Raw genomic sequence first — 23,950 nt, 5'->3', positions numbered from 1 at the left:
CTATTTATTACTCCTAGTATTGCTAGTTTTGATAATCTTTGAATAACAGCTGAAGATATGCAGAAATCAAACTTGATTTTTTGCGTTCGTATATCCTAGAAATCCTTCTCAGCCTCAGTCTAGCATTAATTAATTATTGAATCATGGAATATGATTTATACAGGATAGGTAACGACTAATAGTTCTTAAGGATGAAAGAATTAAAATAGTTCATGTTTTAGGAGGGGTACATATCTTCTTTTGAGACTGGTTCATTTTTCAAATTTACTAAGCAAACTTTCAAATTAATTCTGTTAGCCATTACGTACAAATTTGAAAATAACAAATGATAGCAGCATGACTTCAATAGTTATTCTTGATCATTTTTTTCTTGGTTCATGCGTTGCTTTTTCAGAGCTTGAGTATGGTCGCTTAAGAAGAAACCCTGCCATTTGCGCATGCCACGATCCTGATAGAAATTTTTGAAGAAGTATTCGGCAAAAGCATCGTCAATTTTTTCTTTATCATTCAATTTTTTTCACTCCTTTTATATGAGATTAATTGATTTGTACTAGGCCAACGTTGGTTTTCAAACAGAACAAAATTAATAGTTAGCTGTGTTTCCTGTCGCAGCTCCTTGATCAACTTCTCAAGATAATCTAAGTTATAGAGTTTGATGCGATGTAAAGGGATAGAGCGACTAAAGTGCTTTGGTTTAAAGATATTAAAGAAAAAATTAAAAGTGTGATCAAATCTATCATTAACTACAAGGATATAATAACGAGCCTTTATACCTGGTTTAAAGTATTTCTTGACTTGTTTTAAAATATAGTGTGCTTCTTGTACTGAATTATTCAAATGAGTTTCCTCCATTATGTCCTCCTACAAGACTTTGTCGTTGGATGAAAGTACCACCCTTTAGCAGGCTATTTGCATACATGATTGCTTCTACTCCAAATCGCTCACGAATCCGGTCAATTAGGCTATTAAACATGATTTTCTTAAGCTGCAGATCAGTATTTTCGAAGAGACTCAGTTGATCCCCCAGTTTTGGACTTAACTGGCTATAGGAGACGGCAACATGTCGAATTGGTTCACCTTGCCAAAAACTACGGAATATAAATAAGAGCTGTTCTGTTAATAATTGGGTATTATCTGTAGGTAAGATTTTTAATTCATGTGCAAAACCGCTATAACCGTGTTCAATACTGCTCAACGAAAAACCGATTCCCAGATGAACACAACCAGTAACTCTGCCAATGTGTCTAATTCGTGCCGCAACTTGTTGTCCGATTTCCTTGATAACAACTTCAATTTCAGATTGTTTTATGTAATCTCGTGGTAAAACTTGAGAGTTACCGACACTGGGATTTTTAACATTCAAAAATTCGCAAAGGTTGCTGCGATCAATTCCCCAAGCTAATGCAAATAACTGGGTTCCGATAATGCCAAACTCTTTTTTAAGCCTAAATGGATTGGTATGTGCTAAGTCAAAGAGGCTATTAATAGAAAGTTTTTTCAATCTTTTTGCAGTCCTCTTACCTATACTCCAAAAAGATGTCAATTCGGTAATATTCCAAAATTTAGAGCCGAAATTGTCATAACTAACCTTAGATATTAAGAGGGGAGATTTTTTTGCGTAGATATCAAGAGCCAGCTTGGCCTGAATAGGATTTTCTCCAATGCCGATAGCAGTGTAGAGTCCAGTTTCTTTGCGGACAGTTTTCTGAATCAGGCATGCAACTTCAAGAGGAGAAGAGCCAAAAAGTTTCCATGAATGTGTTAAATCAAGAATTGATTCGTCAATTGAATAAGGATATAGATCCGTTTCTGCAACAAAACGATTGAAAATTTTATTGATTACTAGATTTTTTTCAATATATAAATTCATTCTTGGAGGTACAACTAATAATCTTGGATCAATAGGTAAGTCATAATGACGATCCACATTTTTAATGTTAAAAATCCGTTTCGCACTTGGAGATGCTGCAAGGACCAGTCCACCATTTGTATTTTTCTGCTCGGACATCACCACTAGAACAGATTTAAGTGGATTTAGACCACGTTGAATACTTTCAACGCTTGCATAGAAAGATTTATTATCGATCATGAAGAATACTCCATGAGGCTCATTTTGATAATTCATAACAACACCTCCGTTTTTTAATTATACAAACATACGTTCGTATTTTCAAGAGAATATGAAATAAAAATTTCAGCCGAATTTGGTAGTTTCTGTAGAAGGAGAGGTGGGGCAAAAATTAAATTTTGAACGGTCATTTTCATTTATTCCTTATAAACGTGTTCTGTAATTGAAAGTTCTTTGTCTAATCACGAATTTTACTGGTTTATGCTACACACTCAGTTATTTTTAATACAAAATAAATAGGACTGAATCAAAAATTGAATTTTGATCCAGTCCTGTTTAATTTACTTACGTCGCAATATTTTCAGGCAAATTGTGATAAAAAAGACTTTTATTTTATAAAATTGATTTGTTGAATTCAGCCATTTTTAGAAAAGTTTTCACAAAAAAGGAATTAATGATAAGCCTTACTTTTTCTCTTTAACTATATATAGCGGTCTTTTCTTCACCTCTAAGTAAATATTACCAATATACTTGCCGACGATGCCCAAGCAAAGTAGCTGTAGTCCACCCAAGCCAACAATTATAGTAACTAATGAGGCCCAGCCATCTACGCTGCCTCCATAAAAGATCTTACGTGCAATAATAAAAAGCATAAAAAGTATTGATAATGCGAAGGTAAAAAAGCCTATAAAAGAGGCGACCAAAAGAGGAACATCCGAAAAGTTTACAATACCTTCGATTGAGTAGCGAAAAAGCTTCCAAAAGGACCAAGAGGTATTGCCTGCGATACGATCACGATTTTCATACTCTAAATACTTTGTTTTAAATCCGATCCAATTAAAGATACCCTTTGAAAAACGGTTATATTCACCCATTTCCAAGATTGAATTGACGACTTTACGAGTCATTAAACGGTAATCTCTGACGCCTTGAACCATTGGAACATCAGAGATTTTGTTCATTAGTTTATAAAAAAGAATGGAGAAAAATGAACGGATAGGTGGTTCTCCCTTGCGGTTCACTCGACGAGTTCCGACAATTTCATAACCCTCATCTAAAATTCCTGAGAGCATCAACGGGAGTTGTTCTGGCGGATCTTGTAAATCAGCATCCATGACTGCAACCAAATCTCCTGTAGATGCTTGAAGGCCTGCATAGAGTGCAGCCTCTTTACCAAAGTTTCTGGAAAATGAAACAAAATGAACATTTTGTGGATTTTTTTCGTTTAGGGCCTGCAACTCCAAAAGTGTGTTATCACTTGAACCATCATCAACAAAAATATATTCCAAGGAGTAATCACGCAGTTGCGGAATAAGAGCATTGACCGCTTGATAAAATAAAGGAACTGATTCTTGTTCATTAAAACAAGGTACTATGATAGAAATTTTTTTAGTCATCTATTATTGTCTCCAATCAGTATGATTGCTCTGCTAATTATAACGTTAAAGCGATTATAACTCAATATTTGTAAAGCTTTTTTAAGTTATTTGGTAAGCTTTTGGTAAGGATTATTCAACCAATAGAATTCTAATATTGTTAAATATGCGGAAAAAATAGCTAACAATAATAGCCTTACTTGACTTATTGTTCGGCAAATATGATAAAATGACCTTACGATAAATTTATTTTCAAATTGAAGGAGTATTTTAATGACACAATTCAAAAATGCGTTTGCACTAGGAGATAATGTTAACGATTTACCGATGCCACCTGTAAAAGTCTATATTGGATGTTCATGGTTTAATGAACGGCAACGTGAACATTTAAAAAAGGGATTGGCTGCAATTGAGGCTAATCCGAGTATTTCAAGGAAGTATTCACATTTTCCACTTGATTTTCAATATAAAGGGTTGGATGTTGCCGAACATCCGGAGTTATTGCACGATGTCGAGTGGCAAGCAAGGACTTTCAACTCTGATATTGAGGGAATTATTGGATCAGATTTGTGCTTGATGCTTTATCTGCCAAGTTTTCCTGATGATGGTGGAGCTTTTGAATTAGGTTATGCAAAAGGGATTGGCAAACAATCAGTTATGGTTGTCCCTGATGATGACATAGATAATTTGAACTTGATGTTGGCATATGGTGTAACACGTGTTATTAAACTGTCTGACCTGAGTACTTTTGATTTTAGACATGTTCATGCTGGTACATACAAGGGGCTTGTTCACTGACAGCAGTTAATCTGTATATGTGAGGTGTTTTTCAAATAACAAAAGAGCGAAATGACAATGTAGGAGAAAAAGAGATAAAAAGATGGCTGGTTCCAACAAGTAGTTTAGTCGTATTTGTTGGGATGATGATATTGGTTAAGCTTAATAACTCAATGATTTTACATGTGGATTATGAGGTCCTAGATTGGATGACATATCTTCAAAAAAAAGACATTATTGATTCTTTCCATATGTTAGCACGCATATTTTCACCTGTTTTGGTAATCATATATATGAGTGTTTTGATGTTTCTATTGCTTAGGGAGAAAATAACTTTACCACTTCTAGAAGTTACAACGGGTTATATTTTAATGGAGTTTATTAAGAACTATGTTGCACGTCCTCGACCGACTGATATGCTTGTGCGTGCCTTTGGATATAGTTTTCCTAGTGCACATACATTTGAGATAGTGCTTGTTTCACTTGTGATGTTACAGGTAGCAAAACAGTTGATATACAATAAGAAGTTGCTGTATCTGACCTATGTGACATTGCTTTTGGTGATGGCCTTAGTTATCTTTTCGCGGCTGTACCTGCAGGTTCATTTTTTTTCGGATGTGACAGCTGGGGTATTCTTAGCGTTGAGCTGGCATGGAATTTGGGGAAACGTTATAGAAAAATTAACAAAGAAACAGCGTAATTATTAAATTTAGGATATTTTTTAGCAGCAGAAATCATAGAATAAGAATTATTGTCTTCTTTTTGATATAATTGATCCAGATGGAAAAGTAAGAATTCTGAATTAATATATTAGAAGGGAGAGCAAGAAGATGTCTGCATTTCAAAATATTCTAATTATAGTTTCAATCATTGCATTAATTGTCATGCTGGTACTGATACTGGGACTCTCTTGGGGAATGTCGTTTCAAGCTGTTGCAGTGGGTGGAGTTACCTGTTTTGCTATCGCGGTAGCTTCGACAGTAATTGCACTGTGCATTGGTGTAGTTGGTATCTTTTCACGAGACTAAAGGAGTTACATAGAAAGAATGAGGGTGTAAGAAGAATGCTAATTCTTCTATACACTCTTTTTTGTTCTAAAAATGTTATCTATTCAGTAATCTGCTATTAAATATCATAAGAATAAGCACTTGATTAGAATAAGCACTTGATTACTTTGAATTCAAAAGTTGAATAAATAATAAGCATATGAGATACTTTTCACAAAATCTAGGAAATGAAGTGAGCCCAGTGGAAAAATTTGATTTGCAAGATGTTGAAAAGGCATTTGAGAGGATAAAACCATATTTAAGAACAACTCCCGTAGTTGAGTCACTTTTTTTAAATAGTAATGAAAGAGAATATTTTTATAAATTGGAATCCTTCCAACCAGTTAGAAGTTTTAAAATTCGCGGTGCTTTGAATAAAATATTGAGCTTGACGAGTTTGGAAAAAAAGAAAGGTGTAGTTACTATTTCATCTGGTAATCATGGAATTGCAACAGCCTATGCCAGTCAACTGCTGGGTATTGAAAAAGTAGAAGTTATTGTGCCCATAGGGACGCCAAATAATAAAATCGAAAAAATTAAACAATTTGGTGGACAAGTTAAACAAATAGGTAAGAATTACGATGAAGCCCATACTCAAGGGATGAAGTATGTTGAGAAAAGTGGAATGAACTATATTGATTCTTATTACTCGGATCCTCTGATTTATAGCGGCCAGGGTACAATTGCTTTGGAATTGATTCAACAACTGCCGCTAGTCGATACAATTGTTATACCAATTGGAGGAGGAAGTTTGATTACTGGAATTGCAGTCGCAGCTAAAAGTATTAATCCCGCAATCAGAATAATTGGGGTTCAGACTGCTGCTTGTCCTGCAATGATTAAATCAATTGAAGAAAGAAAGTTTTATGAGGAATATCCAACCAGGGATTCAATCTGTGAATCGCTTGTAGGCGGAATTGGAAAATTGAGTTATGAAATGCTTCCGTCATATGTTGATGAATTAATAGCAGTTGATGAGACAGATATCGCCGCTGCTGTTACATTCATGGCAAGAAAAGAGAAGATTATTGCTGAACCAGGGAGTTGTACAACGATTGCTGCAATTAGAAAATATGGTGAGAAAATTGGTGGAAAAACAGTTGTTGCAATAATTTCAGGGGGAAATATTGATGAGCAGTTATTTTATAATCTCCTAGCAGAAAATAAAGAATAAACGCTGCTTTATGTATAGTGGAGGTGTAATACTAACCTAAATTTGATAATACTAGTATAATCGAATGGTATCATTAGTAATGAGATGGGGGTATTTAATGAAAAGTAACAAATGGATCCGTTTTTTGGGTGGTAAAAGTCTAATATTCACGCTGCTTGTTTTAGGGATGATAGCTGGTGTCATCTTTCTTTACAGCAAAGTAGCATTTATATTTGAACCCTTTGTTGTTGTCTTCTCCACGATAATGCCGCCTGTCATTGTAGGGTTGATTCTGTATTACTTAATAAATCCGCTTGTTAAACTACTGGAAAAATATGTTAAGCGTACTTGGATAATAGTTATTATTTATGTCATAATATTAGCATTATTGATTTTTGGTGGAATTGAGTTAATTATTGCTGCTAGAAACCAAGCTATTGATCTAGTTAAGCATTTTCCTGATATTTTGCAGAGCTTTGAAAAAAATGTAGATAGTGTAACTTCTAATTTTCCGTATGTGAATGAGTTAAAACAGCTGCAGGACTCACTAAATTTATCAAGTACAAAAATAAGCAAGTTTATAGAGAGTTATTTGCAGAGTGGTGCAAAAGGCTTTGGAGGCGTATTCTCAATAATCTCTACCTTACTGTTGGCAGTTATAACTGGTCCAATAATAGCGTTTTTCTTACTGCAAGATAAAGAAAAGTTTTTTAAGACTAGCAAAAAATTGATTCCACCAGTTTTTCGCGCTGACTTTACAGAATTTGCCAAGATAGTGGACCAACAAATTGGTGGATATTTGAAAGGACAAATTGCGGTATCTGTAATTCTAGGAATAATGTATTGGCCATGTTTTATGGTAATGGGAATTAAATATGCCGGTACTTTGGCATTGGTGGCTGGAATCTTGAGTATTGTTCCATACATTGGTTCTTTTGCAGCTTTTGTTCCGGGGTTAATCATTGCTTTCCAATCTTCATTTATGATGGCCGTCATTTTCGTAATTGTATGGTTTGTGGTGCAATTTCTGCATGGTCAGTTCATCGTTCCCAAAGTTATGGGAAACAACTTACAATTGCACCCAATTACTGTGTTACTCGTATTGTTAGTAATGGGAGATATGTTAGGGATCATTGGTGTGATTTTGGGGATCCCGATTTATTGTTTCATCAAGGCAATAACAATTTACTTGTTTAGAAAATTCAAGAAAAGATATAATCGTTTTTACGGTGAATTTGGACAATATGAAGATACTAAGTACTCAAAGGAAGACTATTTAGATAAGAAATAATTATTTTTGTTATTTTTTTAGAACACTTTTATCTGGAATAAATAAGGGAGTCAAGTCTCAAAAATTAATTTTTGACTTGACTCCCTTAATTTCGTATTAGTATGCAAGTTTTATTGCTTTATATCATGTTTTTTATTGGTAGTCAGACATCAATATAGCTGACTGTTATTATAATTTCTAATTACCATATACAATAGATTGAACTTTCTTAGTGATTTTAGCGATTCTAGGGAACCCACTAAATCCGCTTTGATTATGTCCATGAGTCATAACCACTAAGATGTATCTTTGACCATTTGGAAGAGTGACAATTCCTGCATCATTGTTCACATCATTCAAGAAACCAACTTTATCAGTCACGGTAGTTCCTTTCATTGCTTCGGCAGCTCCGGCAGGAATCCCTGTGCGATAAACTTGCTTGCCCATTAAACTTAATAATTTAGAACGATTTGTAGTATCGCTGAATGCACCAGTACCATGAAATAATTGCAATAATAGCTCTTGCAAGCTTTTGGCAGTAGTTGTGGCATTACTAGAAGTGGTGAAGACAGGAGAGTACCAATTTTGACTTTTAATAAAACTGTCTATACTAGAAATTCCATAGGTTTGCAGTTCAGTTTCGGCAAAATCATTTTGACTATATACGATCATATTGTAAAAACCATTTATAGAAGATGTTGTCCAAGAAAAATTATTACTTTTGGCTTCGTTAAATAGGTATGCAGTTATGAACAATTTATATGTACTAGCCGAAGTAACCGGAGTAGAAGCATTTGAGGAAACTGCAAGATTTCCTTCTTTATACAAGGAAGCATTGCTCTTTTTAGCGGCAGAGCTATTTTTTTCAGGTGAAAGATTGTAGAAACTTACGCTGGCAGTACCGTCAGCGGTAACTTTATTCAGATACTTTTGCAGTTTTTTGGTGATTTTCTTTTTTTGATTAGAAAGTTTTTGAGCCTGCGTATTTTGTTTTTGATTGTTTGAATTACTGGCAAGAGTATTCTTTTGATTGCTTCTAATACCTAAAATTATTATAATAACTACAACTATAGAAAAAAGAAATATGTTGCTTACTTTCAAGTATTTTTTTCTTCTTTTCAATGTATGCACTTCACTTTCACATATGTTAATATCTATTGAAAGCATAATTTTAATAAGTGAAAAAATTGTGAAGTAAGTCGTACTTATATTGGAAACAAATAAGAACTTTGTGGTTGTTTTATTCGTTTTTATGAATTTTTAGCGTATGAATAGGTCAAATATTCATGTATAATAACTGTATCATCTTGTTTTGAAGGAGAATAAACATTGTGAATATATCAGGGATAACAAGTCAGAATATTAATAGTGTAGGAACGGATACTAGTTCAACTCAAAATAGCCAGCAAGCGGATAAGACACTCTTTTCAAGTATACTAGAGAATAATTTAAGTACAGAACTTACGGTAAAAAATGGTGATACATTGTGGGCAATAGCTAAAAAATATGGAACCAGCATTTCAGATCTAGCTAAGAGCAACAACATTGCTAATCCTGATTTAATTTACGTCAACCAGAGAATTAATATTTCTGGCAGTAGTACTGAGGCAACGGCGACACAGAAAGCACAAACAGCGTATGGAACAACAACTTCACTAACAACTGGGAGTGCTGGGAGTGTTCAAGGTACTAGTGACAGCACTCAAAATTCAAGCGAAAGTAGCCAAACTTCAAATCTTTCTGATAGCGAAAAAATAGCACAAGATTATATAGTGCAACATGAATCTGGTGGAGACTATAATGCTAGAAATGGAAAATATATTGGGAAATATCAGCTTGACTCAAGTTATTTAAATGGTGACTATTCAGTTGCAAACCAAGAAAAAGTTGCAGAAGAATATGTAACGCAACGCTATGGCTCTTGGACAAAAGCGATGGAACATTGGAAGGAAAATAACTGGTACTAAGTAATTTTTTGTACTATGTAGTAGGGGTATCTCTTTGAAGAACAAAGCTGCTTTATTTGCAAGTATGTTTATTAATATGGGAATTGGCTTAATAATGCCGATAACTACCTTATTTATCCATGAAAGGCTAAACCAAAGTTTGGTTATTGCTGGTTATGTTCTGATGGGGTTTTCGATTGCCATGGTAATTGGAAATTTAATAGGGGGTTTCTTATTAGATAGATGGAAGGTAAAACAAACGCATTATTTAGGTGGTACAATTGTCTGCCTTTCTTTAACCACGATCATAGTGTGGCCTTTATGGCCGCTCTATGCTTTTTTGGTTGCATTCTATGGACTGGGTCTGGGAATCTTGAATTCAGCAGTTAATGGATATATTGCTTACTTGCAAAAGAAAGATGCGGGTATTTTTACAAATGCTTATTGGTTGGGAAATATTGGGATGGGAATAGCTACATTTTTATCTGGAACTTTATTTGCAATAGGTATCAGAGAGGTTTTTCTAAGCTCATTAATACTTTTTTTGCTGACTTTAATGATTATTGCTTTTAACTTTAATGACGTTGAACATGAAAAATTAATAAGAACGCCTGAAAAATTCAACTTAAGTGAAAATTTAAGCAGTCTAACAATTATATGCCTGATTATTATCATTATTTGGATAGGTTATGAGCAGTGGAATAGTAACATATCAGTTTTGATGCTTGCTAAGAACATTTCGGTACAGAAGTATAGCTTCTTATTTACGATATCAACTTTTGAAATTGTTATTTTTCAACCATTGCTGAGACCATTCTTTAAAGCGAGTTTCAATAATGAAAGGTTACGTGTACTTATAGGTGTTATTATGTTTGCAGTTTCGTATTTATTGATTATAGATGCGAACACTTACTGGCGGTTTATTTTGGGAATTACTGCATTGTCCATCGGTGATGTCTTAGCCCTAACCACAATTCCAGCTTTGCTCAATCGTTATGCCAACGATAGCAATCGGGCATCAATTCAATCCATTAGTAGTACTGCAGGTTCGGCTGGACGTGCAATTGGTCCGCTGATAGGTGGCTATATGGTTTCGCGGATTGACTATAATTTTTCATTTATTGTAATTTTTATCAGCCATATTGTGTTAGTTCCTTTAATATTATTATTAAAAAATAGTAATAAATGTGCTAGGTGATTTATTGGAATCCAGTATAAGATATGGAATTTTACAAGAAGATCGGAGAGTTGATGATGAATGAGACAAGGTATAGTGATAACTTTGATGAATCTTGGGACATATATAATGAAAAGCTTCAGAAAACAGGAGTAAAAAAAAGAAGAGACGCCTTGGCTAAGGGAGAGTTTCACTTGGTAGTTGGTGTTTTTATTTTTGATAACAACAACAACGTATTATTGCAAAAAAGGACATTAAGTAAGCTAAGCAATCCAGGAAAATGGCAGGAATCAGCGGGGGGATCAGTTCTAAAAGATGAGAATGTCTATCAAGCAGCTAGGCGTGAAGTCGGTGAGGAACTGGGAATAGAGTTGCAAATAAATAAAGATAGTCTTTTCTTCAGAGAAGTTAGGAGGAATTGGATAACTTTTTGGTTTGCTGCAACTACAGATTTTGAGATTGCTAATCTAGATATTCAGGAGTCAGAAGTCGATGAGGTTGAGACTTTTGAGATTATTGAAGCTATAGATCTATTAAAGAACAAGGGTATAGATAATACATGGGAAATATTGCAATTAATTGCTGGCAAGTTTGAGTGACTTTTTTACAATACATCTGAGTGTATGATATAAAAATAAGTTTGTACAGACTCTTAAATATATTTGCAAACAAGTAATTGATCTGTAATTTTTGGATTAAAACCTCCATAACTTGATTTCATATTGTATAATTGACTGGTACAAAATGAAACGATAGAGGAGAGATTATAGTGAAAATAGTTTTAGCAAGTGACCATGCTGGTGTTGCATTAAAGAAAGAAATTAGCGAGCTTTTAGTTTCAATGGGACACGAGGTTAATGATCTTGGCCCATTCAGCAGTGATGCAGTAGACTTGTCAGATTACGTATACCCAGCTGCTTTGGAAGTTGCCAAAAAGAATGCAGATCGTGGTATTTTCATAGATGGAGTTGGATATGGCAGTGCATTGATTGCTAACCGTGTTCTTGGAATCGATGCAGTAGTGTGCCAAGATCCTTTTTGTGCGAAATTAGCAAGACAGCATACAGATAGCAATGTTTTATGTTTGGGTGGTAAAATTATTGGCTCAGCAATTGCCTTAGATATCGTTAATGTTTGGATGACGACTGACTTTTTGGCACAAGAAAAGTATATTCGCCGAGTAAACAAAGTTAAAGCAATCTCCAAAAAGCATTTGCGCCCATTGGATGAAATTTAGGCACTAAAAAACAAAACAATTAGACCGATCCCAAAGTTAGACTGAAAAGCCAATTTCTAGGGGTCGGTATTTTTATCGTTAAAGCCAATATAATAATTCGTGGTATAATTACTAGAATTTAAATAGGCTGATTATTAATAGTATTGGGACCTTGACACATAATTTTATGAGAATTCATTAGCTATATTTAGAATACAAAAAATAAAACTAATCTTATTTTTATTTCAAACTTAGTTAGAGAGAGGGAGTAAAAAATGACAATTGATGAACATCAAGATTGGCTTGTTGATTTTTATAAGGGACGTGACTGGTATCGCTTTTCACCAATGAATCGCTTGGTTTTTCTAAGTGAGGAAATTGGTGAACTTTCTAGGGCTGTTAGAACGATTGAGCTTAATGGCAGGGATCATCCAGGTGACAGAGCCTTAACTCAAGATGAGCGACTGGATAATTTAAAAGAAGAACTTGCTGATTGTTTTGATCAGTTGTTGATAATTTGTAGACAGTATGGAATTAGATACTCAGAACTCAGTAACTATAGTGAAAATAAATTGAAAAAAAGATTTAAAACCAAGTAATTTAGAGAAGAGGAGTTCTAAATGACGAAAAAACAAAGCTTAGAATTAATTGAAAAACTTTCAAATGCCTATGGAGTTTCAGGGTTTGAACATGATGTCTCAGCAATTGCTCAAGAATATGCTGCAAAATATGCAAATATATCAAAAGATGCGATGTGCAATACATTTATAAAGCCTAATGCGGATGATAGTAAACCAACATTGATGCTGGATGCTCATTTGGATGAAGTTGGTTTTATGATACAGGCAATCAAACCAAATGGAACTGCTTCATTTGTAACTGTTGGTGGTTGGGTGCCAGCCAACGTAACTGCTGAACGCGTGAGAATTAAAAACCGTGATGGTCAATGGATACCTGGTATCATAGCAACTAAACCGCCACATTACATGACAGCTGCTGAGAGGAAACAGCCAGTTGAAATTGCCAACTTGGTAGTTGATTTTGGCACAGTTTCTGCTGATGAAACAATTAAGCTTCTGAAAGTCAATACGGGGTGTCCCGTTGTTCCTGATGTTACTTGGGAGTATAACGAAAAGTTGGATATTATGATGGGCAAGGCCTTTGACAACAGAATCGGTACAGCTGTTGTACTAACAGCAATTGAGCGTTTGGCACAGCAAAAGGAAAAAATTGGTGTCAATGTAGTTGGTGCTCTTGCTGCTCAAGAGGAAGTAGGTTGTCGCGGTGCAAAAGTTACAGTAAGGAAAATTAAACCAGATATTGCAATTTGTTTGGATGGGTGCCCAGCAGATGATACTTTTACCCCAGATTGGTTAGTTCAAACTGGGATGAAACGCGGTCCAATGCTTCGCGACATGGATACAACTTTTATTGCGACTCCTGCTTTTCAGTCCTTAGCTGTTGCAACGGCTGAGGAAAATAATATTCCTTATACTCGTGCTGTCAGAACTGGTGGCGGAGTAAATGCCAGCGAACTACTGGTATATGAAGGCGTACCAACGATTTGCATTGGGATTCCAGTTCGCTATGAACATACACATCATACAATCGTGGCATATGAAGACTTTCAAAATACGGTAGACTTGGTAGTCGCAATTGCTCAGAAATTGAATATGAATGTAATTTCCGGATTTTAAACCAGAATCTTTTTGTCTCGCTGCAAGACTTTGTCAGCTTGATGTTTTTACCATCCGTCACCGAGCGGAAAAACAAATTAATTTAAAATAAAGTATGTACTTTGTGTTATACTGTGGAATTAGAAAGCTGTTAAAAATAATAAAGCATTATAATTTTTCTGAGACTATAGCTAGTTTTAATGTGACAAGTCTACCAAGGTAATCAGCGACAGAGGAAGTGCTCGAAGCATATTATTTTTAGTAGTGATGCTGCTGACGGGTGTTTCAGATGATCAGACAATTAATTTTGAATGAAGAGGGATGTTTTTATGGCAAATGAGTATCCACAGGTAATGACGATTGCTGGTTCAGATAGTGATGGTAGTGCAGGTATGCAGGCAGATTTACATACTTTTTTTACAAGAAAAGTATATGGAATATCTGTAATGACAGCATGTGTTGCAGGAAACTCATATGGGATTCATGCGAGTGTTTCGCTACCTCTAGATTTTATTGATCAAGAATTTGCAGATATCAGTGCGGATTTTAAGGTCAAGGCAACAAAAACTGGAATGTTAGCGGATTCTAGCCTGATTAAAAACGTTGTCGAGAATTATAAGAAATATGATTTTGGACCATTAGTTGTTGATCCAGTTATCATGACAAAACATGGTAACATGTTGCTTGAAGAAAGTGCATTTGAAACTCTCAGAGAATTAATGGTTCCTCTTGCAACTGTAATTACCCCAAATTTTTATGAATCTGAGAAACTAGCTGGTATGAATATCAAGAGTGATGATGATTTAATAACCGCTGCGCACAAGCTACAGCAAATGGGTGCAAAAAATGTTGTTGCCAAGGGATACCATCAGGATGAAAAACAGACTGAAGTTCGTGATTTTATCTTATTGGAATCTGGCAAAAGCTTTTGGCTGAGTGCTCCATATCATGGAACGACGCATATTAATGGAACAGGTGATTCATTATCTGCATGTATCGCGGCAGAGATAGCTAAAGGAACTAGTGTTGAACAAGCAATTCGAATTGCTAAGGAATATGTAAACATTGCAATTGGCAATGAGATAGCTGTTGGTCATAAATTCGGTCCGATCAACCATTGGGCACCAAAGATGGAATAAAAATTGAAAAATGAGACTTTTCTCGATTAAATAGACTGAAAAGTCTTATTTTTTGCTAAATGGAAAAGAAATAATGTATTATTTTGCAGATAAACACTAGTTTACATATTCGAGGTCAGTATTAGGTCGACCAGGTTTTGCAGGCTGTCAGCAACTTCTGGATACGAAAGAGTTCTAAAGATAGCAATATTTTTGGTAATTTCTTGCATATATGTATTGTCTGCGATACTTAATTTTAAATTTGACAAATTTGCAAGTACATTTGCTATTAGGAGATAATATATTTTTTTGTTGTCATACGCTTTACTCTGAGCCTTTTTTGCGTATCTTAATGCAAGTTGATACTCTCCTTTTCGCAATGCCAACTCAGCCAAATTACTGAAAAAGAGAATCACCTTATCCATATAGTTTTTAAAATTTAACTTTTTTGCTTTTTCTTCAAATTGATTTGCGAGTACTTTTGCAACTTCAAAATCTGCTAAGAAAATTGAATTAGCAAGTGTTCGGATTTCAAATTCATGCCAATTTTTACATGATAACAAATAGTTGAATATGGGTTGATAGTTCTCAACGGTTATGTGATTACGTTGTGTCAGTTCAACTAAACCTAACATGTTTAGCCGTTTAATTTGTAGACGGATACTTTTTTCTGCAACCTCTGGGGTGAATGTTTTTTCTAAATAGTCTGCTAATTCATCAATTTTTTGTTCTGTAGATAACCTGTTAGTTGTTTCCATATAAATCCTGTCTTTGAGTGAGTAATTATTACCAAGTTCTGTTTGGAACTCCATAAGAGAAATATCAAGATTTTGCAATAGGCCCAACATTTTCTCATATGAAGGGAAGTATTTACCATTTTCTAATTCTGAAAGATGGGAACGCGACATTATGCCAGTCGACGCCTTTTTTTGAGTCAGATTCTTGTCAGTTCTGATTTTTTTAATAAGTGGACCAATATTATTCATGTAAATATACCTCATTTGTCGGAATAAGTAACAAAAACTCTTCCTTTGTTTATTCTATATTAAACTTTAGTGGAATCAAAGTTTAATACTGAGGAGTGAAGCTAATGAGTTTACTAGTTTTAGGTGGAGCAGGATATATTGGCTCGCATATGGTTAAACGGTTGTTAGATGAAAAAGAGGATGTAGTTGTAATTGATAACTTGTCTAAGGGGCATATGAAAGCAGTTGATGCAAGAGCAGTATTTATCGAGGGTGATATTCGTAATAAGAGTCTATTACGAAATGTATTCGAAAAATACGAAATTGAGGCAGTGTTCCACTTTTGTGCGTATATGCAGATACCAGAATCGTTAGCAAAGCCGAATGATTATTTCGATAATAATGTCTATGGCTTGATTGCATTGATTGATGTAATGAAAGATTATAAAATAAGTAAGTTAATTTTTTCTTCTTCGGCAGCAGTCTACGGCATTCCTGAAAGTAGTCCAATTAGTGAAGAAACAAGCAAAAATCCAATTAATCCATATGGTTTAACAAAGCTAATGATGGAGCAAATGATGAAGTGGGATGGCGAAGCATATGGAATTAATTGGCTGGCATTTCGTTATTTTAATGTCGCAGGTGCACAGATTGATTGCAGTATTGGTGAAGACCATCGCCCTGAATCGCACCTAATTCCAATTATACTTGAGGCGGCGTCAGGCAAACGAGATTATGTTGCAATGTGTGGTAATGATTATGCAACTAGAGATGGATATAATATTCGTGATTATGTGCATGTTGTTGATCTAGTGGATGCACATTATTTAGGATTAAAATATTTACGTAATGGTGGTAAAAGTGATGTTTTTAATATTGGATCAAAACATGGATACTCAGTTAAAGAAATCGTACATGCTGTAAAAGAGCAAACAGGGATTAACTTTAAAGTCATTGATGCACCAAGACGAGGAGGAGATCCCGATGAACTTGTGGCAAATAGTGAGAAGATCAGACGAATTTTAGGTTGGAATCCACGTTATAGTGATATTAATACGATGATTCAGTCCGCATGGAATTGGGCAAAGAGTCATCCCAATGGATTTGAAGAGTAAAGTACTGTAATGCAGCATTATACTGCTTGCAGTAATAAGGAAATGATTATTTTGTTTGAAGTTTGTTGTGGTGGGTATCAAGATGCTCTGAATGCTGCAATTGGTGGTGCCAGCAGAATTGAACTAAATAGTGCATTGTATTTAGGTGGACTAACACCAAGTGCTGCAAGCCTCATTTTGACAAAAGAAAATACGAATTTGAAAGTTATTTGTATGGTACGACCAAGGCCTGCGGGTTTTTGCTACAATGATAATGAATTTGAACAGATGCTACTTGAGGCAAAAGAGCTGCTTAGAAATGGTGCAGATGGGATTGCATTTGGATGTTTAAACAATGACTACACTATTAATACAAAGCAAGTTGAGATAATGTGTGATTTGGTTAATAAATATAAGGCAGAAGCAGTTTTTCATCGCGCATTTGATTGCGTCAGTAACCCGATTCAAGCATTAGAGGTGCTGATAAAGCTTGGAATAAAAAGGATTTTAACAAGTGGACAAAAACCGACGGCTATTGAGGGAATAAAACTAATTAAGCAGTTGCAAGAAATATATGGACAACGAATTGAAATCCTAGCAGGTAGCGGTATTAATTATAAAAATGCAGAAAAAATATTGCAATTTACAAAAGTAAACCAATTGCATGCAACTTGTAAGAATTACAAGGAAGATGTTACAACGACTGGGGCAGAGGTCTCCTATGGATACTTAGGAAATCAGTTTTTTAACTCATATGAGGAAGTTGATCCTCAAATAGTAAAAGAATTAGTCAAAATTGTGGAGCAAAAAGAATAGTGGACCATTTGATTTTTTTGTAAAAACTTGCATTTTCCAATTCAACGCGTGAAAATTATATTGTGTTGTAAGTCACGATATTGTTTGGAGGAATGAAAATGGCAGTTGAGAGAACATTGATTCTTGTAAAGCCTGATGGAGTTTCTGCAGGTCACGTAGGTGAGATTATTACAAGAATTGAACGAAAAGGTTATAACATTGAAGCTTTGAAGGTAACAACAGCAACAGATGAAAAGCTCAGAAAACATTATTCAGACAAGGTTGATAAGCCATATTTTGGAGAGATAGAGTCTTACATGAAGGAAGGACCAATGGTTGCAATTATTGCAAGTGGAATTAATATCATTGATGCATTTCACAATATGGCAGGGAAAACTAACCCAACATTAGCTGCCCCAGGAACAATTCGTGGTGATTTTGGCTGCGAATGGGAAGACGGTAATTTGAGAAACGTAGTGCACAGCTCTGACGGTGTTGAGGCTGCTGAAAATGAAATTAAAATTTGGTTTCCAGAGAAATAGAATCATCCTGCTCCATAGTAATAAACATTAGAAAATGTCTTAAATTGATTATTTAAAGTGATTTCACGAGATTAGATAAAATCTAATTTCTTGGGGTCACTTTAATTTTTCGATAGTTTTTTGTTAGAAATAATTTTGAATTTTTAAAAAGATATAAAATAGTCTAAAACAGATTAGTTTTGTTTTGAAAATGAAAGTCTTAAAGAGGATAATGCTACACGGTAATATGTGAAAACTTATATAACTTGTCTAATTACCATTGCAATTATTAGTACTACTATAGTAAAAAGGGGCAAGAACAAATGGGAAAAACGAAAATTATTCTATTAACGGCAGCTTTAATGTTTTTTGGGATACTTATCTGCTGGGGGGCAACAAACAAAACATCAAAGAAAAATCAGATTAGAGATACAGTTGGAATACATAAAAGAAGAAATGTGAATAAAAAAAATAAAGAACAGGAGTTGCAAGATGTTTTTAAAAAAGATAAAGTTTGGGGAACTTTAGTCTATCAGAATGGTAAAGCGCATAAAATTAGGAGTGTATCGGTGGGATATGCAAACTATGAAAAAAAGGTCAAGAATTCAAGTTCAACGAAGTACATGTTGGCTTCATTACAAAAAAGTTATACGGCAACGATAATACAAATGTTAATTGATCAGAAAAAGTTGTCAATGAATACCGAACTTAGCCAATTTTATCCAAGTGTTAGATATTCAAACAAAATAACGATTCGAAACTTGTTAGATCATACATCGGGTATTCAAATGGGGGAACCTGCACCAAATACCATGTTGACAAATGATTCTAGCGCCGTTATGTGGGCAATCAATCATTTAAAATCAACAGGTAAAATGCAGTGGAACTATACCAATGCAAATTATATTTTGTTAGCGGGGATAATAACAAAAGTCACAAATCAATCCTATATGAGTGTATTAAGTGAGTACATTTTAAAGCCATTAAAATTAAGAAATACTGCCGAATTAGATAGTAATACAATTAATTCAGCAGCAAAAACTTATAATTTTGGAAATAATGTAACTTTACACGCAATGTCTTATGATCTAGCTTCGAGTGAATTAGGATGCGGCAATCTGTATACAACACCCTTTGATTACCTTAAATTTGTATCTGCACTTGAGGACAACAGCTTACTATCGGTTAGTTCGCTAAACGAGCTTTCTCGGAATCATGAAACTGCGTATTCAGCAGGCTTTTACTATTTTCCAAATGGTCAGCGAGCAGATGGGATAGACAACGGATACTATAATTTTTATTATGATGATAAAAGTGAACATGCCAATATGATTTTGATGCTGAATAAAGGTGTATCTGATTCACAAGGTAGGGCGATGATTCAAGAGTTGGGAAATATCATAGCATCTTAAATGTGTACAGGTATGTTACAATGTTGATCCTGATTTTATATTTTTGTCATCCTCCAAAGACTATAGGCAAGCATTATGACACCGTTTGTAATTAGGATCCAGGCACCTTCATGAACATGCGCGAATAGGAGTGCAAAAACCAATGTTCCTACTGGCATAACAGACGTATTTATTGTTGTAATTGAAGACATAACGCGTCCTAGTAAGTCTGTAGGGACACTTTTTTGTAGAAACACCTGTGTGGTTACATTCAATATGATAAGTGAGAATCCAAGAGTGACCATTAATATTGTTCCTAATATAGTTATGGCCAAGTATCCTTTTAGGTATGCGAGAACGATACCCAAACAGATAAATGACAAAATGGTTGGTATCAAAGAGCAAAAAAGTTTTCTTTTCATAGATAATTTATCTGGAATTATTCCAATTATTAAGCTACCAAGTAGCATTCCAATTGAATTTCCGCTTTCAAGGAAACTAATGGGACCATTTCCAAGATGAAGATTGTTTGATATTATGTAGGGCATTCCGATTGTTAGGGAAGTAAATAGAAAATTTATAAAGACACCAATGGTAATCATTTCCATAATTAGCTTTTGCCTGTGGATGTACTTGAGGCCATTTGAAAACTTCTTTATCTGAGATGTTAATTCTATATTTTCCATTTGAATAAAATTCGCTTGTTTTTTCCTCGGTGAGTAATGAAAATGCATGCTTAATACAATTGCAAAAGAAATTAATGAAGCAAAAATTTCAAGAAAGATCATCCATTTAAAACCTAGAAGACTATAAAGAGTCATTCCAAGCGGAGGTGCAATAATTGCGGATAGGGAACTAGCGGCCTGAGTGAATGAACTGAGTTTTTGAATATGATTTTGATTGACAACTTCGTGAATTGCTGCAGAATAAGCAGTTGAATTGAAATTACTACAGATAGTGTTGATAGTGACAAAAATAGTGATAGGAATGAATAGATAGTCATCTTTAAAGAAACCGATTGTTGCTGACAAAATAAAAAGCGCTAGCAGCCGAAACAGCAGAGATGAAATAATTATTTTTTTGTGTTCTACTGAGTCAACGATATTGCCAATAGGGACAACAAATAATAGATTGACCAAAGGCATAATAATCATTTCTAACCCGAAGCTAAGTGGTGAATTTGTAATATTTAATAACATTAATCCCAGAGAAAATGAGAACATGTTACCTGTAAGGGAACTAATTAAGTTGCTAGTGATGTCTTTGCCGATTTGAATATTCGATTCTTTGTCCGTGACAAAAATGTTCTTTGTTTTTTCCATTTTTAAAACACCCCACAACTAAATTTTATTTTTCGTTAAAAAATATTTTAATGACAAACAAAAATATAACTGTTTGATTTAATTTTGTCAATACATTATGATTAATTTGAGGTGATTAGATGGCTGCAAATATCGTTTCACAGCTTGCAAAGGCTTTAGCCGATGAAAAAAATATTAAAATTATAAAAACAACAAATGTACAAGATGGAATAAATATCAAAGAAATTTCAAAGAGGACGGGAATTGCTACAAGTCAGTTATATTATCCGATAAAAAAATTAGTTGATTTAGATTTGATTGAAATAGTTAGAAGTGAACGCATTAAAAATTTGCAAGAATATTATTATTCGAGTTTCAAGTTGAATAATCATAATAGTACTTCAAGTATCATTGATGATGACAAAATTAGTGGACTAAATATGTCAGCTGACTGGGCAGCTGAACATGCTGAAGAACTGGTAAAAATGTTCTTGTATGGAACTCAGTTATTTATCGATTCGGCAACAAAAGAAATTAATGAGTATAAGAAAGACTCTTCTTATTTTGACAAGATAAAAACAGGTGGGGTATTGAGCACACTGAAATTATCACGGGAAGCACAAAAAAAATTATTTGCTGATATCTACAAATTACTTAACGAAGCAGAGGAAAAAGATCAGGGAACAGATAAAGAAGAGATCAACTTTATGGTACAAAAATGGTAGCATAATAAAAATAATAGAGTGGAATTAAAGAAGGAGAGACTTAGAAAAAAGTCTCTCCTTCTTTGCTACATCATAGCATTCATTTATAGTTGGTACTGAATATTGCTGTTCGTGTATCCAGGCTTATAGTGTTGCTTCAATATATTTGTCTTGAAGAAGTTTTGTTATTGGTCCACGCTTGCCATCTCGTACTGGTTTCCCATCGATTTCAACAATAGGCATCACTTCATGAACAGAATTGGATGCAAAACATTCTTCAACTTGATCAAGCATCGTAACTGGAACTGCTTTTTCCACGACTTCCAATCCAAGAGATTTTGCAATTTCCCGCAATTTTATTTTTGTAATACCAGGTAATACCAAATTACCATCTTCATGGGTATGTAGCTTACCATCAATAACAAACCAAAGATTCGACGCAGAAGCTTCAGTGAAGTAACCATCGCGAACAAGCAATGCATCATCATAACCCTTTTCAACTGCCTCATTCAACGAAAGGACATTGCCAAGTAAGCTCAATGATTTGATATTGCAGTGCAACCAACGTTGATCTTGTACTATACAAGAAGTATGTCCCTTTTCTTGGGCCTCAACATCACGCTCAATCGTGATAACATTAGCTGTCAAAACTGGTTCAACAGTACCAGGAAGTGGTAGATGGTGGTCTCTTGGTGATTTAACACCACGAGAAACTTGTAAGTAGACTTCTCCTTCCTTAATTGATTCAACTGCAATTAGTTTTTCCAAGTTAGCTTTTAACTCAGCACGAGTAAAAGGCAGGTCTAAGCGAATTTCTTTTGCACAGCGGTCGAGTCTATCGAAATGTTCGTCAAACATATACATTTTTGAATTATAGACACGCATTGCTTCGTATAGCCCATCGCCATATTGATAGGCACGGTCTTCAATATCTATTTTTACTGTGTCACGTTCTACTATTTTGTCTTTCCAAAGTACATGCATAAATGTATCCCCTCCTGAGTTGATTAGCAGTATTATACTCCATTATGAAGAAAAATTCATTAAGATACTGAATAGAAAACAGTGTTATCTGTCTACTACCGATATTTCTTATGCCTTTATACTTTCATTAAGAACTGAAGATAAACTTATTTATTTAACAAGTTTCTTTTCAACAATTCATCAAAAGAAGTTCATAAAGTTGTTTTAGAATTATTTCAATGAATGAAGTAACGATGCAACAGGCTAATTAAAGGAGATAATTACAATGAATAAAGATGAGAAGATTGTTTCCGCACAAATCGTTGGGATTAAAAAAGAAGAAATTATTTGCAGGACAGAAAACAATAAATTGATAAATGTAGATGTAATAAACAATGACGAGATATTTATGGAGGTAATGGTAGATTTATTAATAAGTGGGTTATGGGTTCCGGTAAATAGGCAACTGAAAAAATTTTTGGACTATGATTGGTTGGATAATAGGTCGCTAGAAACTTATTGAAAATAGTAAAAAAACAGTTTAAAGATTATTATATTCGTAATATAGAGGAAGCTGGGTCAAAAATTAAATTTTAACCTAGTTCCTCTATTTATTTTGTATAAACGTGTTCCATAAATCGAAATTCTCCGTCTAACCTTGAATTCCTCATGGTAAAGTACTAGCTATGTTCATAACTTCGTGTTATTCCTCAAATTTTGCCAATTTAGGTCTCAGTTCCTTTTTTTATATTTTATACCAAAAATAGATTTAGTTTATAAAAAGAATCCAAAAGAATTTTTCATTACTTTTACAAAAGTAACTATGCATAAATATTAGGTAATTAAAAGGATTTCAGACATTTCTTTCGATTAAAAATAAATTAGTATAACTCGGCTATAAATGTGAATTTTATGTGAATAAATTGTTGACTTTTTTTGAATTCTGAAAGTATAATGGTCACTATTATAACTTAGTTGTAATTTTCTCATAAAGGAGTCTTAAGAAATGCCTGATAGTAGGATATTGGATATTAAGGATTTAAATGTCTCATTTAATGTTAGTGGAAATTATTACAAGGCAGTATCTGGTGTTAATTTAGAAGTTAACACAAATGAGATTTTAGCAATTGTTGGTGAATCTGGGTGTGGAAAAAGTACTCTAGCTACAACAATAATGGGTCTACATGATAATAGTGTAAAAATAGGTGGAAGTGTAATTTTTGAAAATAAGAATTTATTAAGCCTTAAGGAAGATGAATTTAATAAAATTCGTGGTGCAAAAATTGGAATGATATTTCAAGACCCATTATCTGCCTTGAATCCATTAAAAAAAATTAAAGAGGCTGTGACATAAGTCTCCATAATAAAGGCCGGTTTGGAAAAATCTTTGGTT

At 34.2% G+C, this 23,950-nt stretch carries 26 protein-coding genes and 1 pseudogene; 19 read left to right on the top strand and 8 right to left on the bottom strand.

Features of this window, described 5'->3' with window-relative positions:
* Positions 1–349: 349 nt before the first annotated feature.
* The 4 genes from IV36_RS12110 to IV36_RS10055 form a co-directional block, all read right to left on the bottom strand.
* Positions 350–511, bottom strand: a complete 162-nt coding sequence (locus tag IV36_RS12110) for a hypothetical protein (protein ID WP_010077754.1) — start codon at positions 509–511, stop codon at positions 350–352.
* Entirely contained in the window at positions 508–837 is a 330-nt protein-coding gene (locus IV36_RS10065; RefSeq protein ID WP_235810306.1) for a hypothetical protein, read from the bottom strand. Before IV36_RS10065 ends, IV36_RS12110 begins: the two co-directional genes overlap by 4 nt.
* A complete protein-coding gene (locus IV36_RS10060) occupies positions 830–2,125 on the bottom strand; it encodes a Y-family DNA polymerase (protein WP_056992212.1) in 1,296 nt (431 codons plus the stop codon). Before IV36_RS10060 ends, IV36_RS10065 begins: the two co-directional genes overlap by 8 nt.
* Before the next feature lie 407 nt (positions 2,126–2,532).
* Positions 2,533–3,465 (bottom strand): glycosyltransferase family 2 protein, encoded by a 933-nt coding sequence (locus IV36_RS10055; protein WP_056992210.1) that lies wholly within the window; start codon positions 3,463–3,465, stop codon positions 2,533–2,535.
* A gap of 252 nt (positions 3,466–3,717) precedes the next feature.
* Here IV36_RS10055 and IV36_RS10050 point away from each other — a divergent pair, with 252 nt between their 5' ends.
* The 5 genes from IV36_RS10050 to IV36_RS10030 all read left to right on the top strand — a co-directional run bounded on the left by IV36_RS10050 (position 3,718) and on the right by IV36_RS10030 (position 7,711).
* Positions 3,718–4,242: a nucleoside 2-deoxyribosyltransferase gene (locus IV36_RS10050; RefSeq protein WP_056992208.1), complete on the top strand. Its 525-nt coding sequence runs from the start codon at positions 3,718–3,720 to the stop codon at positions 4,240–4,242.
* A gap of 131 nt (positions 4,243–4,373) precedes the next feature.
* Positions 4,374–4,928 carry a phosphatase PAP2 family protein gene (locus IV36_RS10045; RefSeq protein ID WP_162261591.1) on the top strand — a complete coding sequence of 185 codons (555 nt, stop codon included), beginning with the start codon at positions 4,374–4,376 and terminating at the stop codon, positions 4,926–4,928.
* Between the two features lie 123 nt (positions 4,929–5,051).
* The gene (locus tag IV36_RS10040) at positions 5,052–5,249 is read left to right on the top strand and encodes a hypothetical protein (protein ID WP_056992203.1); all 198 of its coding nucleotides are present in this window, start codon (positions 5,052–5,054) and stop codon (positions 5,247–5,249) included.
* A gap of 220 nt (positions 5,250–5,469) precedes the next feature.
* Positions 5,470–6,441 carry a threonine ammonia-lyase gene (locus IV36_RS10035; protein WP_187328449.1) on the top strand — a complete coding sequence of 324 codons (972 nt, stop codon included), beginning with the start codon at positions 5,470–5,472 and terminating at the stop codon, positions 6,439–6,441.
* Between the two features lie 97 nt (positions 6,442–6,538).
* Positions 6,539–7,711, top strand: a complete 1,173-nt coding sequence (locus IV36_RS10030) for an AI-2E family transporter (RefSeq protein WP_056992199.1) — start codon at positions 6,539–6,541, stop codon at positions 7,709–7,711.
* A gap of 177 nt (positions 7,712–7,888) precedes the next feature.
* Here the strand turns inward: IV36_RS10030 and IV36_RS10025 are convergent, their stop codons facing one another.
* Positions 7,889–8,812 carry a serine hydrolase gene (locus IV36_RS10025; RefSeq protein ID WP_235810304.1) on the bottom strand — a complete coding sequence of 308 codons (924 nt, stop codon included), beginning with the start codon at positions 8,810–8,812 and terminating at the stop codon, positions 7,889–7,891.
* Positions 8,813–9,021: 209 nt separating this feature from the next.
* On the opposite strand from IV36_RS10025, the gene apf reads away from it, so the two are divergent.
* The 7 genes from apf (at position 9,022) to thiD (ending at position 14,844) form a co-directional block, all read left to right on the top strand.
* Complete coding sequence (gene apf / locus IV36_RS10020) at positions 9,022–9,657, top strand: aggregation-promoting factor (RefSeq protein WP_056992196.1); 636 nt, start codon at positions 9,022–9,024, stop codon at positions 9,655–9,657.
* Positions 9,658–9,691: 34 nt separating this feature from the next.
* On the top strand, positions 9,692–10,834 hold the full coding sequence (locus tag IV36_RS10015) for an MFS transporter (RefSeq protein ID WP_056992194.1): 1,143 nt from the start codon (positions 9,692–9,694) through the stop codon (positions 10,832–10,834).
* A 56-nt stretch (positions 10,835–10,890) separates the two neighbouring features.
* Positions 10,891–11,412 carry an NUDIX domain-containing protein gene (locus IV36_RS10010; RefSeq protein WP_056992192.1) on the top strand — a complete coding sequence of 174 codons (522 nt, stop codon included), beginning with the start codon at positions 10,891–10,893 and terminating at the stop codon, positions 11,410–11,412.
* A gap of 170 nt (positions 11,413–11,582) precedes the next feature.
* Positions 11,583–12,050 carry an RpiB/LacA/LacB family sugar-phosphate isomerase gene (locus tag IV36_RS10005; RefSeq protein ID WP_056992190.1) on the top strand — a complete coding sequence of 156 codons (468 nt, stop codon included), beginning with the start codon at positions 11,583–11,585 and terminating at the stop codon, positions 12,048–12,050.
* Between the two features lie 254 nt (positions 12,051–12,304).
* Entirely contained in the window at positions 12,305–12,628 is a 324-nt protein-coding gene (locus IV36_RS10000; RefSeq protein WP_056992188.1) for a MazG nucleotide pyrophosphohydrolase domain-containing protein, read from the top strand.
* Between the two features lie 21 nt (positions 12,629–12,649).
* Positions 12,650–13,726, top strand: a complete 1,077-nt coding sequence (locus IV36_RS09995) for a M42 family metallopeptidase (RefSeq protein WP_056992186.1) — start codon at positions 12,650–12,652, stop codon at positions 13,724–13,726.
* A 308-nt stretch (positions 13,727–14,034) separates the two neighbouring features.
* Positions 14,035–14,844 (top strand): bifunctional hydroxymethylpyrimidine kinase/phosphomethylpyrimidine kinase, encoded by an 810-nt coding sequence (thiD, locus tag IV36_RS09990; protein ID WP_056992184.1) that lies wholly within the window; start codon positions 14,035–14,037, stop codon positions 14,842–14,844.
* Between the two features lie 101 nt (positions 14,845–14,945).
* Here the strand turns inward: thiD and IV36_RS09985 are convergent, their stop codons facing one another.
* Positions 14,946–15,809, bottom strand: a complete 864-nt coding sequence (locus tag IV36_RS09985) for a helix-turn-helix domain-containing protein (protein ID WP_056992182.1) — start codon at positions 15,807–15,809, stop codon at positions 14,946–14,948.
* A 104-nt stretch (positions 15,810–15,913) separates the two neighbouring features.
* Between IV36_RS09985 and galE the strand changes: the two genes are divergently transcribed.
* The 4 genes from galE to IV36_RS09965 all read left to right on the top strand — a co-directional run bounded on the left by galE (position 15,914) and on the right by IV36_RS09965 (position 19,610).
* The gene (gene galE / locus IV36_RS09980) at positions 15,914–16,903 is read left to right on the top strand and encodes a UDP-glucose 4-epimerase GalE (RefSeq protein WP_056992180.1); all 990 of its coding nucleotides are present in this window, start codon (positions 15,914–15,916) and stop codon (positions 16,901–16,903) included.
* A 9-nt stretch (positions 16,904–16,912) separates the two neighbouring features.
* Complete coding sequence (locus IV36_RS09975) at positions 16,913–17,698, top strand: copper homeostasis protein CutC (RefSeq protein WP_235810303.1); 786 nt, start codon at positions 16,913–16,915, stop codon at positions 17,696–17,698.
* Between the two features lie 98 nt (positions 17,699–17,796).
* A complete protein-coding gene (ndk, locus tag IV36_RS09970) occupies positions 17,797–18,219 on the top strand; it encodes a nucleoside-diphosphate kinase (RefSeq protein WP_056992178.1) in 423 nt (140 codons plus the stop codon).
* 302 nt (positions 18,220–18,521) lie between these two features.
* Positions 18,522–19,610 (top strand): serine hydrolase domain-containing protein, encoded by a 1,089-nt coding sequence (locus IV36_RS09965; RefSeq protein WP_056992176.1) that lies wholly within the window; start codon positions 18,522–18,524, stop codon positions 19,608–19,610.
* 35 nt (positions 19,611–19,645) lie between these two features.
* Here IV36_RS09965 and IV36_RS09960 read toward each other — a convergent pair whose 3' ends face one another.
* Positions 19,646–20,911, bottom strand: coding sequence for an MFS transporter (locus IV36_RS09960; RefSeq protein WP_056992174.1), 1,266 nt, complete (start codon positions 20,909–20,911; stop codon positions 19,646–19,648).
* 119 nt (positions 20,912–21,030) lie between these two features.
* Here IV36_RS09960 and IV36_RS09955 point away from each other — a divergent pair, with 119 nt between their 5' ends.
* Positions 21,031–21,615, top strand: coding sequence for a winged helix-turn-helix domain-containing protein (locus IV36_RS09955; protein ID WP_056992173.1), 585 nt, complete (start codon positions 21,031–21,033; stop codon positions 21,613–21,615).
* A 123-nt stretch (positions 21,616–21,738) separates the two neighbouring features.
* Here the strand turns inward: IV36_RS09955 and dat are convergent, their stop codons facing one another.
* The gene (gene dat, locus IV36_RS09950; protein ID WP_056992172.1) at positions 21,739–22,578 is read right to left on the bottom strand and encodes a D-amino-acid transaminase; all 840 of its coding nucleotides are present in this window, start codon (positions 22,576–22,578) and stop codon (positions 21,739–21,741) included.
* A 265-nt stretch (positions 22,579–22,843) separates the two neighbouring features.
* On the opposite strand from dat, the gene IV36_RS09945 reads away from it, so the two are divergent.
* Both IV36_RS09945 and IV36_RS09940 read left to right on the top strand, forming a co-directional pair.
* On the top strand, positions 22,844–23,080 hold the full coding sequence (locus IV36_RS09945) for a hypothetical protein (protein ID WP_056992170.1): 237 nt from the start codon (positions 22,844–22,846) through the stop codon (positions 23,078–23,080).
* Positions 23,081–23,563: 483 nt separating this feature from the next.
* Positions 23,564–23,905: pseudogene (locus IV36_RS09940) on the top strand (ATP-binding cassette domain-containing protein); the annotation flags it as partial.
* Positions 23,906–23,950: the final 45 nt, after the last annotated feature.

The organism is Liquorilactobacillus mali (assembly GCF_001437155.1).
GTDB lineage: Bacteria > Bacillota > Bacilli > Lactobacillales > Lactobacillaceae > Liquorilactobacillus > Liquorilactobacillus mali_A.
Note: the sequence above shows the minus strand (reverse complement) of the source record. Positions and strands in the feature narration are given on the sequence as shown.

What these genes read in the sequence shown, in the direction of transcription:
- dat (WP_056992172.1), bottom strand. Translation starts at nt 22,578, where the DNA reads ATGCATGTACTTTGGAAAGACAAAATAGTAGAACGTGACACAGTAAAA.
- IV36_RS09975 (WP_235810303.1), top strand. Translation starts at nt 16,913, where the DNA reads ATGCAGCATTATACTGCTTGCAGTAATAAGGAAATGATTATTTTGTTT.
- IV36_RS10055 (WP_056992210.1), bottom strand. Translation starts at nt 3,465, where the DNA reads ATGACTAAAAAAATTTCTATCATAGTACCTTGTTTTAATGAACAAGAA.
- galE (WP_056992180.1), top strand. Translation starts at nt 15,914, where the DNA reads ATGAGTTTACTAGTTTTAGGTGGAGCAGGATATATTGGCTCGCATATG.
- IV36_RS10060 (WP_056992212.1), bottom strand. Translation starts at nt 2,125, where the DNA reads ATGAATTATCAAAATGAGCCTCATGGAGTATTCTTCATGATCGATAAT.
- IV36_RS09955 (WP_056992173.1), top strand. Translation starts at nt 21,031, where the DNA reads ATGGCTGCAAATATCGTTTCACAGCTTGCAAAGGCTTTAGCCGATGAA.
- IV36_RS10010 (WP_056992192.1), top strand. Translation starts at nt 10,891, where the DNA reads ATGAATGAGACAAGGTATAGTGATAACTTTGATGAATCTTGGGACATA.
- IV36_RS10040 (WP_056992203.1), top strand. Translation starts at nt 5,052, where the DNA reads ATGTCTGCATTTCAAAATATTCTAATTATAGTTTCAATCATTGCATTA.
- IV36_RS09985 (WP_056992182.1), bottom strand. Translation starts at nt 15,809, where the DNA reads ATGAATAATATTGGTCCACTTATTAAAAAAATCAGAACTGACAAGAAT.
- IV36_RS10050 (WP_056992208.1), top strand. Translation starts at nt 3,718, where the DNA reads ATGACACAATTCAAAAATGCGTTTGCACTAGGAGATAATGTTAACGAT.
- ndk (WP_056992178.1), top strand. Translation starts at nt 17,797, where the DNA reads ATGGCAGTTGAGAGAACATTGATTCTTGTAAAGCCTGATGGAGTTTCT.
- thiD (WP_056992184.1), top strand. Translation starts at nt 14,035, where the DNA reads ATGGCAAATGAGTATCCACAGGTAATGACGATTGCTGGTTCAGATAGT.
- IV36_RS09945 (WP_056992170.1), top strand. Translation starts at nt 22,844, where the DNA reads ATGAATAAAGATGAGAAGATTGTTTCCGCACAAATCGTTGGGATTAAA.
- IV36_RS09965 (WP_056992176.1), top strand. Translation starts at nt 18,522, where the DNA reads ATGGGAAAAACGAAAATTATTCTATTAACGGCAGCTTTAATGTTTTTT.
- IV36_RS10000 (WP_056992188.1), top strand. Translation starts at nt 12,305, where the DNA reads ATGACAATTGATGAACATCAAGATTGGCTTGTTGATTTTTATAAGGGA.
- IV36_RS10030 (WP_056992199.1), top strand. Translation starts at nt 6,539, where the DNA reads ATGAAAAGTAACAAATGGATCCGTTTTTTGGGTGGTAAAAGTCTAATA.
- IV36_RS09995 (WP_056992186.1), top strand. Translation starts at nt 12,650, where the DNA reads ATGACGAAAAAACAAAGCTTAGAATTAATTGAAAAACTTTCAAATGCC.
- IV36_RS09960 (WP_056992174.1), bottom strand. Translation starts at nt 20,911, where the DNA reads ATGGAAAAAACAAAGAACATTTTTGTCACGGACAAAGAATCGAATATT.